Annotated in this window: 10 protein-coding genes and 1 pseudogene; 2 read left to right on the top strand and 9 right to left on the bottom strand. The window is 69.7% G+C overall.

Going from position 1 to position 11,116, the window contains the following annotated elements; all coding sequences use genetic code 11:
- A pseudogene (locus tag G6016_RS04105) lies at positions 1 to 213 on the top strand (NTP transferase domain-containing protein); the annotation flags it as partial.
- 25 nt (positions 214 to 238) lie between these two features.
- Here the strand turns inward: G6016_RS04105 and G6016_RS17135 are convergent.
- Positions 239 to 433, bottom strand: coding sequence for a hypothetical protein (locus G6016_RS17135; protein WP_241729725.1), 195 nt, complete (start codon positions 431 to 433; stop codon positions 239 to 241).
- Between G6016_RS17135 and G6016_RS04100 the strand changes: the two genes are divergently transcribed.
- The gene (locus tag G6016_RS04100) at positions 409 to 1,266 is read left to right on the top strand and encodes a tellurite resistance/C4-dicarboxylate transporter family protein (RefSeq protein WP_277815112.1); all 858 of its coding nucleotides are present in this window, start codon (positions 409 to 411) and stop codon (positions 1,264 to 1,266) included. The genes G6016_RS17135 and G6016_RS04100 overlap by 25 nt on opposite strands.
- Before the next feature lie 39 nt (positions 1,267 to 1,305).
- On the opposite strand, the gene G6016_RS04095 is transcribed toward G6016_RS04100, so the two are convergent.
- The 8 genes from G6016_RS04095 to G6016_RS04060 form a co-directional block, all read right to left on the bottom strand.
- Positions 1,306 to 2,211 (bottom strand): VOC family protein, encoded by a 906-nt coding sequence (locus tag G6016_RS04095; RefSeq protein WP_182631426.1) that lies wholly within the window; start codon positions 2,209 to 2,211, stop codon positions 1,306 to 1,308.
- A 340-nt stretch (positions 2,212 to 2,551) separates the two neighbouring features.
- A complete protein-coding gene (locus G6016_RS04090; RefSeq protein WP_241729723.1) occupies positions 2,552 to 5,242 on the bottom strand; it encodes a multicopper oxidase domain-containing protein in 2,691 nt (896 codons plus the stop codon).
- Positions 5,243 to 5,313: 71 nt separating this feature from the next.
- Positions 5,314 to 6,120 (bottom strand): substrate-binding domain-containing protein, encoded by an 807-nt coding sequence (locus tag G6016_RS04085; protein ID WP_182631425.1) that lies wholly within the window; start codon positions 6,118 to 6,120, stop codon positions 5,314 to 5,316.
- Between the two features lie 3 nt (positions 6,121 to 6,123).
- Positions 6,124 to 6,387, bottom strand: coding sequence for a MoaD/ThiS family protein (locus tag G6016_RS17480; protein WP_338403507.1), 264 nt, complete (start codon positions 6,385 to 6,387; stop codon positions 6,124 to 6,126).
- A gap of 31 nt (positions 6,388 to 6,418) precedes the next feature.
- Entirely contained in the window at positions 6,419 to 7,468 is a 1,050-nt protein-coding gene (gene moaA, locus G6016_RS04075; protein WP_182631424.1) for a GTP 3',8-cyclase MoaA, read from the bottom strand.
- A 58-nt stretch (positions 7,469 to 7,526) separates the two neighbouring features.
- Positions 7,527 to 8,513, bottom strand: coding sequence for a hypothetical protein (locus G6016_RS04070; protein ID WP_182631423.1), 987 nt, complete (start codon positions 8,511 to 8,513; stop codon positions 7,527 to 7,529).
- Positions 8,514 to 8,577: 64 nt separating this feature from the next.
- A complete protein-coding gene (locus tag G6016_RS04065; RefSeq protein WP_206682282.1) occupies positions 8,578 to 9,435 on the bottom strand; it encodes a hypothetical protein in 858 nt (285 codons plus the stop codon).
- A gap of 41 nt (positions 9,436 to 9,476) precedes the next feature.
- Positions 9,477 to 10,889 (bottom strand): uracil-xanthine permease family protein, encoded by a 1,413-nt coding sequence (locus G6016_RS04060; protein WP_241729727.1) that lies wholly within the window; start codon positions 10,887 to 10,889, stop codon positions 9,477 to 9,479.
- Positions 10,890 to 11,116: the final 227 nt, after the last annotated feature.

The raw sequence follows: 11,116 nt of genomic DNA, 5'->3' as shown, positions 1-11,116 counted from the left end.
CCGGTGTTCGTGCAGACCCACGACGTCGCGGCGCTCTCGCACCCGGGCCGCTCCCGCATCCTGCCCGCCCGCCCGGACGGCACCGGCAGCTGGAACCTGGCGGAGCGGGTCCGCACCGCCCACCTGGCCGATCTGGCCGGCGCGACCCACCTGGCTCTCGTGCCCGAGGGCGCCGGGCCCGGCGACCCGGTGGAGCTGGTCGCCTGGATCTGAGGGCGGTGCCACTGCCGCCTGGGTGTCAGCGCTTGCGGTTACGCAGCTTCTCCGCGAACTCCTTCGCCTTGCGCTGGTTCTCCGGCTTGGACGCCTCACGCCTGTACGGCGGCGCCGGTCGGCCCGGCGACGGCGGCCCGACATACTCCTGATCGTCACCGGACTGGAGTATGCGGTGCTCGTGCTCCTGGCTCTCTGGAGGCTCGGCGCGTATCGCCACGACGTCGTCGTCGACCTTACAAACCCCGCACCTCCTTCCAGTTCTTCACCTTCCCCGCGGCGACCAACGTCCTGGCCGCCGCGCTCGCGACCCACAAGTACCTGGCGGCCACCGCACTGCTGGTCGTCGGAACCGTGGCGGCGATCGTGCTCGGCTACGTCGTCCCGTGGCTGATCCTCCTGTCCCGTAAGACGGGCTCGGTTCTGGCCGACGTGGACGGCACCTGGTTCCTGTGGTCGGTGGCGATCCACTCGGGGGCGATCGGCGCGGCGATCCTCGAGCACCACGCCACCTCGGGCAAGGACGTGCTGGCGGTGGTTGCGGTGATCTCGTGGTCGATGGGCATCGTCCTCTACCTCTGTACCGCCGTCCTCGTGATGATGCGGCTGATCACCCTGCCGGTCGGTCCCCGAGACATCGGGCCGCCATACTGGATCCTCATGGGGCTATCGGCGCTGGTGGTGGTGGCCGGCACCCACATCGTGGGCATGGATTCCACCCCGATCGTCGACGACATCCGCGGGCTCGTCAGCGGACTGCTGGTGATGTTCTGGGGGATCGCCGCATGGCTGCTGCCCGTGATGGTGGCGGTGGGCATATGGCGTCACGGCATGTGCCGCGTGCCGCTGACGTACACGCCGGCGCTGTGGTCGATCGTCTTCCCGCTCGGCATGTTCGCCGCCTCGAGCATGGCGCTCGGCGACACCGACCGCGTCCCGCTCACCACCTGGATCGGCCGGGAACTGATGTGGGCGGCCGTCGCGGTCTGGGCCGCGACATATCTGGCCATGGCGTGGTCCGGGGTCAAGCGGCTGCGCGCCATCCGGGGCTGAGGGCGGCTGGCTGGCTGGCGGGTGCGGCCGACTGGCGGGTCAGCTTTGCTCGACGCCCACCTGGATGAGCGTGCCCCACGGGTCGTCCACGCGGAGAACGGCGCCGTCATGGCGGGCGGAGATGCCGCGATCGCTCAGGCGTTGGCGCACGGCGGCGACGTCGTCGTCGGACGGGAGGTCGATATTGACCTGGCCCAGTCCCAGGGCCGCCGCACGGGGACCCGCGCCCGCCGTGCCCCAGGTGTTCACGGCGATGTGGTGGTGGTACCCGCCGGCCGCGATGAACAGTGCCGAGCCCACGTCGCTCCTGACCTCGAACCCGAGGGCGTCCACGTAGAAGTCACGCGCCACCCCGATATCGCCGACCTGTAGGTGCACGTGGCCGAGCGTCGCCGGGGGCGGGCCCGCCTGCGCGTTGGGCAGGTGGGTGCGCAGGAACTCGTTGGGGTCGAGCGGGTTGGTGGCGACCTCGAGCAGCCCGTCTTCCTGGGTGGTCCAGGTCTCGCGCGGGCGGTCGGCGTAGAGCTCTACGCCGTTGCCCTCGGGATCGTCGAAGTAGAACGCCTGGCTGTAGAGGTGGTCCGAGCTGCCGGTGAACGAGCGCGGGGCGAGGCGGGCGACGGAGGCGACCGCGGCGGACAGTGAGGCCTCGTCGTCGAACAGCACCGCGGTGTGGAAGAGTCCGGACTCCCCCTGCCTGCGCGGTGGCAGGTCAGACATCCGGCGCATCCTAACGAGCGACTTACCCGCCCGGCCCAGCACCGCGGTCTCCCCCTCGTGCGCGAGGACCTCGAGGGTCACGCCCTCCGAGTAGTACGCGATCATCGCGTCCAGGTCCCGGACCAGCAGTTCGACCGCGCCCATCTGGGTGTCGGGCGCGATCAGGTCATCCGCGGCTCGACGCTCGAGGCTGCGGGGATGCGGGTTCTGGACGTAGACGGGCATGGTTTCTCCTGGGGCGTGCGGCGGTTCCGGCGGGCTGGCGCTGTGAGGGCGGGCCGCACCGGCCTGATTCATGATGATGTGTCATCTACTTTAACCGCTGCGGGCTCCGGAACATTCCCGAGCAACCTCTCCAGTCTCCCTGACCCCTGCAGCCTCTACGGCCCCACCAGTGTCGGGTTCAGCCGTACCTGCGCCGGGTTTTCAGGCCAGCGCGCCAACGAGCAGAGAGTTCTGCACACGTTTGCCGAGAGGAGGGTGCGCCGAACCCACTTCTCGATGCGCACGCCGCTCGGGAACGGCCCCGAACCCGCCCCGAACCCGGCCCACCCTCACGCCGCCCTCACTCCACGTCGATGAACCCGGTCGCGCCCTTCTCGGCGTCGGCGAACGAGTGGTCGACGAACGTGTACCGGCCGGGCTCGGCGAAGGTCATCTCCACGAACCCGCCCTGCGCCGGCGCGAGGTCCAGAACCTGGGCCCCGCCGCCGCGACCACCGAAGGCGTCGCGCCCGTCGCGCAGCAGGTAGCCACCCTCCTTATAGACGGTGTCGAACTGCGACCCCACCACGTGGAACGCCGTGCCGTCGCTCGGCCCGGCCACCACCACCCAGATCCGGACGGTCTCGCCGACGCGCGCGGTGAGCGGGTCACGCCGGTACTGGGTGGCGTGCCCGTTGAACATCACCAGGTCGGGCTGCTCGGCAGCGATCTTGGCCATGTCGAACGGCTCGTCCTCGGCGCCCAGGTAGGACTCGGATTCGACCAGCAGGTACTCGCGATCGACCTCCGGCAGGTCCGGCGGGTCCACGATCAGCGCGCCGAACATCCCGGCGGCGACGTGCCCGGTCATCGGCATGGTGGCGCAGTGGTAGAGCCACGCGCCGGCGCGTTTCACGGTGAACCGGTACTCGAGTTCCTCGCCGGGCGGAATGGTGCGCATCACCTCGTCGGGGCTCACATCGCCGGCGTGAAAATCGATCGAGTGCCCCATCGTGCCCTCGTTGCGCAGGGTCACCACGAACTCGTCGCCGACCTTGCCGCGCAGCGTGGGCCCGGGCATCTCGCCGTTGTAGGTCCACACCGGCCTCCTCACCCCGGGCGCGAGCTCGTCGACGGTCTCCTCAACGGTGAAGGTGACGCGGTGCACGCGGCCGGTCGGTGCGGGTTCCAGGACGGGGTCGCGGGTGACGACGTCGTCCGACGGCGGCGAGAGCACGTCGATCGCGTCGGTCGGGCCGCCACCACGGTCGTGCATGGAGTGACCGTCCGAGCCGGGCCCCATGCCGCCCGCGCCGCTACCCTCGCCGCCCACCTGCGCGGGATCGCCTCCCTCGACGTGGACCGCGAACGTCATGCCCATGGCCCGGTGCCCGGCGATCGTGCACCACCCCTCGAGCGATCGGCCGATCACCCCCGCGTCGATGGTCACCGTGTCGCCCGGCTCGACGCGGCCCGAGTCGGTGCCGTTGGTGAGGTACAGGTCGTGGACGTTGGTGTCGTCGTCGTTGGTGAAGACGATCTTCAGTCGGTCCCCGGCGGGGACCGTGACGGCGTCGGGGACGAACCGCATCCCCACCGCCGCGACCTCGACGGTTGTAGTGTTCCCGGTAGGGGCGACGACGACGTCGTTGTTCGCTCTCCGAAGTGGCGAGGACGGGTCCACGGCCAACGCGGTTCCCGTCGCGAGCACCACCACCAGTGCGGCGGCCACTGCGCCGGCAATATTTCTGCGGGCACCCGGCGCGATCTCCGGCCGAGGAGTGTCAGCGGAGACCCGGGCCGGTTTCTTACCCGCTGCCCGGAGTGCGGCGGTCTCCCGGATCACGGCCAGTTGGGCGCGGACCGCGCGGATCATCACCGGCAGGAACAGCACGAAGCCGAGGAAGGCCAGGGACGAGCCGACGACGCGGGTCCAGCTGGTGCCGCCGGGTAGCAGGAACACGATCAGCCCGGCGTTGACCAGCACCAGCCGGAACATCGCGAGGCGGTTCATCTCGATCATCCCGGCGCGCACGGCGGCCGGCCCGCCGCGCATGACGGTGGGCATGAGGAAGCTCATCGCCCCGAACAGGATCTGGGCGGCCGCGCCCGCCAGGAGCGGGACGGTCACCGCGCCGAGGTCGGCAACTCGCCCGTCCGCGACCAGCCACGCGGCCCAGCCCACGGCCAGCGGCAGCCAGATCAGGCCGCAGCCGATGCTCATCGACGCGAACTCGCGCGGGGGCGTGGACCTGGCCATGCGGGCGAGGTAGTACAGGTGCCACAGCACGGCGCCGAGGTACACGACCAGCGCAGCGGCGGTGATGAGCCAGGCCCCGGTGAGCGAGGCGAGCGCCACCGCGACCACCGACACGGAGAGTAATACCAGCGACTGGGTGGCGGCCTCGTCCTGGCCCTTCGCCATGGGCGCGCGCAGCACTGTCGCCCAGAAGGTCACCAGCGTCGTGAGTACGGTGATCCCCACGAAACCCAGCACGTTGACCGCGAGGTGGAAGGCGTGGAGCCGGATCGCCCACTCCTCGGGCACACCGATACCCATGAACGCCCCGGCGATCGCGCCGGCCGGCAGGAACGCCGCGGCTACGGCGTAATACTTGACGATCGGCTTGAAGCGGGTCGGGGCCGCGGCCCGGATCTGCCGGACCAGGTCCACGATGTACCAGGTGACGGCGCCACCCACGATCGCCGCCCCCGCGATGACCGCCGCCGGGAACGCGGCGATCATTCCGGCCACGAGCACCACGATGCCGCCGTTGAGCACCATGATCCGGCGCACCTGGATGGCCCGGGCGCTGTCCGGCGGGCGCCGGTGCAGAAGCGTCTCGGTGAAGTGCTGGCCCCACACGAGGATCGAGTTGGTGATCAGCCCCAGGGTGAACAGGTGCACGATCACCCAGGTGGATGCCGGGACCCAGCGGTGCACGACGCCCATGATCACCAGGGCGATCATCCATATCTGGACCGGTCGGGTCGCACGCCGGTGCCACGATCCCCGTTGCCGTGACCGGGCGTGCGGTTCAGCGGAGCTCATGCCTGCAGAGTCTAAGACCTCGTTAATACCCACACGCGGTGCGGATTTTCCACGCCGCGGGTCGGGCGCCGTCACCCCTCGACGGCTTCAAGCCCCGAATTGTTGAGGGCGAGCCGGCCGCGATCGGAGAGCACGAGTTCGATGAACTCCTCCGTCGCGGTGGCCTCGCCTTCCTCGGAGTCGCTGACGATCGCCCCCGGGACCCGTGCCAGAAGATAGTTGACCGAGCCGGCGGCCCGCTGGAGCTCGCGGTCCCTGGCGTCCACGTCCACCTCCGTGACCCACCCGTGGGAGCTCGCCACATCGGTCCGGTAGACGATGCCCACGCCGACATCGTTGTCCGCCAATTGCGAGGTGAGGGCCCGCGAACCGGACGCGTACTCGACGTGGACCGGCGTGATCTCCGCCTCTGACAGTAGGACTTCCGAGGCCTGTCCACAGGGCACGGCGACCTCGCACAATCCGACCTCCAGGTCGTCGCGCTCAAGATCCTTCAGGCTCCTGACGTCTCCGGGGTTTCCGGAGGGCACCGCCATCACCACATGGTTGTGGGCGAAGAGCCGGGGCTCGACCGCCACACCGGCGGCCACGGCGTGATCCATGGCCTCCTGGCTGGCGGAGGCGAAGATGTTGATGTCCTGTCGCGAGGTCAGCCCCTCGGCGATCACGGTGGACTTGCCCAATTCGATGCTCACCCGCACGCCCGGGTGCTCGGCCTCGAAAATGCTGATGAGCTCGGAGAACGACTCGGCCAGCGACGGTGCCGCCGCCACTCCGATGGTGACGACCTCGGACTCGGGCTCCTCGTTCGTGCATGCTGCGGTCCCCGTACCTATGAGGACGGCCGTCAGGACGGAGAGTGCTGGGCGAACGCGCACCAGTCAGCCTCCTGCGAACGGCGGTAGGACGTCGACCTCCGAGACCGAGGCGATCGAAGCATTGGGATCCCTGGTGGTCTCGTCCCCGACCAGGAACGACGAGACGGTCACGATGCTGGCCAACGGTTCACCGTGACGCTCGCACACCTCCCGCGCCAACTCTCCGACGGTCGTGGCGGCGGTGTGCAGGTGCTCACGGGCGGTGCCCGCTGCGTCCTCGGCCGCGGCGTAATAGCCGACGGTGATCACTCTGGGATTGCTGCTCACATCGTCGACCCTAGCGCCCGTCTCGGACATGTCACCCACCGATGGCCCCCATCGATCGTCGCGGGCGGTGGAATGCCGTGCCGCCGATGCCATGTCCGGCCTGCTTGCCCCACATCGCGCCTCGCCAGACCTCGGCCACCTCCTCGGAGGAGGCCCCCGAGCGCAGGACCCCGAGTACGTCGGTCTCGTCGTCGCTGAACAGGCACGACCGGACGGTGCCCTCGGCGGTGAGGCGGGTGCGGTCGCAGGCTGCGCAGAAGTTACGGGTGACCGTCGCGATCACGCCGACCGTCGCGGGACTCCCGTCCGGCCGCGTGTGTCCGACGACCTCCCACAGTTCGGCAGGCGCGGACGGGTCATCTCGTCCCGCCGGCTCGAGCTCGAAGCGGGTCGACAGGGAGTCGAGCACCTCCTGCGCCGTCACCATCTCCACCCGTGACCAGGTGTTATCCGCATCGAGCGGCATCTCCTCGATGAACCGCAACTGCACGCCCTCCGCGAGCGCCCATTCGAGCAGGTCGGGGGCACCGTGCAGGGTGGCCCGCATGGGCACGGCGTTGACCTTCGCCGGCGACAGTCCGGCCGCGACCGCCGCCCGGACGCCGCGCAGTACCGACGGAAGCCGGTCACGACGGGTGAGTTCGGCGAACTCCGCGCGGTTGACGGTGTCGAGCGAGATGTTGATGCGGTCCAGTCCGGCGTCGACGAGTCGACCCACGCGGTGCTCCAGGCCCACTCCGTTGGAGGTCAAGGCTATCGGCAGGTCCGGGCATTCCGCGCGGGTCCCGGCGATGATCTGCTCGAGGTCGGCCCGCATGAGCGGCTCCCCGCCGGTGAACCTGACCTCGTGCACTCCCAGCTTGCGGTGTGCCAGAGCGACCAGGCGCACGACCTCGTCGGCGGTCATGCGCCGGTCGTCCGGGATCGCCGGCAGCCCTTCCTCGGGCATGCAATAGGTGCAGCGCAAGGAGCATTTCTCGGTCAGTGACACACGCAAATCTCGTGCCACGCGACCGAAGGAGTCGATGAGCAGCGGCGTCGTGGGGCGTGGAGAGTGCGTCCGGGTCTCGGGACTTGCCACGGCGATACCTCCCCCCTGAGGGCGTTCACGCCAGTCTAGGCCCGATGCGGCCGGTCTATCAGCGTCCTCGGTCACTCTCTGGCCGGACTTCGGTCGCCACCGGACCCCGCACTCCGGGCAACATCCGATCGCCGCGGGTGGAATACGTCATCACGATCACCCGCTCGACCCCGGCCTCGGAGGCCAGATCGCGGAACACCACATCGCCATCGGGGACCGGCGCACCCTCAGGCGCCTCGACTGTCACCTCGACCGGGTCGCCGTCGAGCACGATGATCTCCGTGACGGCGTAGGGCCGTTCAGTGAAGGCCAGTTTTCGGTGCAACTCCAGTGCTCTGTCTGCGGAGGTGTCATCGAGGAGCTCGATGTCCGGTCCGTCGAGCCGGAACCTGACAGTGTTCTCCCCATCCGGGCCGCCGTAGTCAAGACAGAGCGGGAGTGCCTCCTCCACTCGGACGTTCTCGTCGGCATCGGGCGGGAAGTGCACGTCAAGGACCGTCCGGGGCGGGTCGAACGGGAGCGGCGGCTCGCCGCCACCTGAATCTCCTTGATCGGCCCCACGACCGTCCCTGACCGAAGTCACCAGCAGGTCGTCGTACCGGCTGGTCACTTCCAGCCAGCAGCCCGCGGGGGCATCGAGTTCAGTGGCCCACCCGTCCCAGCCGACGTCGAATTCGGAGTAGTTGGTGTAGATCGCGTTCCGGTTCGAGCGGATGAACTGCAGCGTCTTGTCGTAGCCGTCATACCCGACCCGGGTGTTGTTCTCTTTGACGAGGTCGCTGATCGCAGCGACCTGCTCCACGGCCGCCGCGTCCTCGATCTCCACACGTGCAGAGACGATCGAGCCCTGCTCATCGTTGTTGTAGTAGCGGGAGTGAACACGAGCAACGCCCGGCATCTCCTCGATCTCGGCGACGAGCATGTCGAACTCGATCATCCGGTCCGCGGGCCGCGCGGAGCAGGCTGTCCCGGCCGCCATGGCGGCCAGGGCAACCACCACCGCAGCGGCGACCCTCACTCGCGCCCCACCGCCAGAGCTTCTCACCCGGCCAGTCTAAGGACGTGAGTCACGATCAGCCGGGGTATCGCCGAGTCCGCCGGAGCACCCGCTACTCCGCCACGAGTATGCGCGGCTCGCCCACCTCACCACCAGGAACCCCCGCCCCCGCGGTCGCCGAGTCAAGATCGCGGAGAACCGCCTCCGCATCCGGCTCAGCCACCCCTGCCGCCTCGGGCACCGCGGCGACCGTCACCTCCGCCAACTCGTCCCCGTCCATCCGGAACCCGGCGACCGCGTACTCCTCGCCCGAGCCACCCAGCCCCGCCAGGACCCGATGCAGGGCCAGCACACGCCGAACATCAGGCGCACTGCCGGCCAGTTCAACGACAGGACCGTCGAGCCGGAACCGGATCTCGTATCCGCCGCCGGGCCCGCCGACCTCCAGGCAGCGGGTGATAGCCCGCTCGGCGGTGAGGGTGTCCGGGCCGGCCGGCCCGGCTTCCGCTGTCGGCCCGGTCCGGAGGTAGACGTCGAGCAGGTTCCGCTCGGCTCCGGGAGTGTGGCCGATGGTGTCCACCACGAGCCCTGGGTACAGGTGGGTCAACTCCAGCCAGCAGGCCGCGGGGGCGTCGTATCCCGCCTGCCACCCGCCCCAGCCCACGACGAACCTGGAGACCCCGGAGTAGAAGCGGGAGTCCTGCGGCAGCGCGAAGATCAGGCGGCGGGTGAATCGATCGAACTGCCCGTCTGCATCCGCTGACCGCACCGTGTCGCTCACCGCGGCGAGCTCGCCCACGGTCGCGGCGTCCTCGACGAGCACTTCCAGACGCAGCTCCCGGCCCTGACTGAAGCCGCTGGAGTAGCGGTCGCGGACCCCGTTCACGCCCGGCATCGACCTGAGCTCGTCGACCAGCTCACCGAACTCGGCGCTCCGGTCGGGCGGGGCGAGAACGCATCCGGAACTCACCGACATCACCACGGCAAGCGTCGCGAGGATCCCCCGTGGCCTCATGTCTTCGCGCCCTCCCCGGCCCCCGCGCCCTCCCCGGCTTCCGGGCCCTGACCAGCCCCCGGATCCTCGACCTCCGGATTGGGACCGAGCAGGGTCAGCTCGTGGATCTCGTCCCGCTCGGCCTGGGCGCGCAGGCCCGGCGCGATCACGCGGCCGAGGTGGTAGCCGAGCACCACGACGAGGGTGCCGAGCGCGATGCCGCCGAGCTGGAAGGAGTCGGTGATGTGCAGGGTCGTGTCGCCCACGGCGATCACCACGCCCGCCGCGACCGGCACCAGGTTCAGGGGGTTACCGAAGTCGACCCGGTTCTCCTTCCAGATCTTGGCGCCGAGCAGGCCGATCATGCCGTAGAGCACCACGGTGATCCCGCCGAGCACGCCGCCGGGCGTCGCGGAGATCACGGCGCCGAGCTTGGGCGAGCAGCCGAGCAGGATCGCGGTCAGCGCGGCCACCACGTACGCGGCGGTGGAGTACACCTTGGTCGCGGCCATCACGCCAATGTTCTCGGCATAGGTGGTGGTCGCGGAGCCGCCGAAGGAGGTGGCCAGGACGGTGCCGGCGCCGTCGGCGGCCAGGGCCCGACCCATGAGTCCGTCGGTCTCGGTGCGGGTGATCTCGCCGATCGCCTTGACGTGTCCGGCGTTCTCGGCGATCAGCGCGATCACGCCGGGCACCACCAGCAGCACGAAGGCGAGCGAGAAGTCGGGCGCATGGATGCCCACCACGCCGGCGGCCTCATCGGTCATGGGCGGCAGCCCGAACCAGGCCGCGTCGGCAACGCCGGACCAGTCCACGCGCATGTGCTCGGTCACCTCGCCGGCGGTGGCACTGAACGACGTGATCGGCCCGGTGACCAGGTCCAACACCCAGGACAGGACGTAGCCGAAGATCAGCGCGAGAAAGATCGCGATCCGCCCCGCGAACCCCTTGAGGCCGACGGTCATGAGGACGAGCACGATCATCACGGTCAGCGCGACCCACTGGTCCTGCGGCCAGTACGTGTCCGCCACGACGGGCGCGAGATTGAACCCGAGCAGCATCACCACCGCGCCCGTGACCACCGGCGGCAGCACGGCGGTCACCACGCGCCCACCGACGAAGTGCACGATCACGCCCACCACGAGCAGCGCGGCGCCGGCCACGAGCATCGCGCCGGTCACCTCGGCGCTGGTGCCACCCTGCGCACGGATCGCGGCCACGGCACCCACGAACGCCACGGACGTTCCGAGGTAGCTCGGCACCTGCCCCTTGACCACCGCGAGGAACAGCAGCGTGCAGACGCCGGAGAACAGGATCGCGAGCTGCGGGTTGAGCCCCATGATGATGGGAAACACGAAGGTCGCCCCGAACATCGACACCACGTGTTGTGCGCCGATGCCGATCGTCCGCGGCCAGCTCAGCCGCTCCATCGGGCCCACGACCTCGCCCGCAGCGATGTTCTTCCCATCGCCGTGGACGGTCCACAGCCCTGATCGTGTCTCAGTTTTCGCCTCGGCCACGCGTTGTCGCCACCCTTCGCCGCTCATCCGGGCCGCCGCGCGCGGCCGGTAGGGACAGTACAACGCGGTTACCGTGGAGGCATGACAGATCTGCCCGAACGGCCGTCTCCCTCTAGCTACCGCGAGCAGGTGCGCGC

The organism is Dietzia aerolata (genome assembly GCF_014144865.1).
Lineage (GTDB): Bacteria > Actinomycetota > Actinomycetes > Mycobacteriales > Mycobacteriaceae > Dietzia > Dietzia aerolata.
Note: the sequence above shows the minus strand (reverse complement) of the source record. Positions and strands in the feature narration are given on the sequence as shown.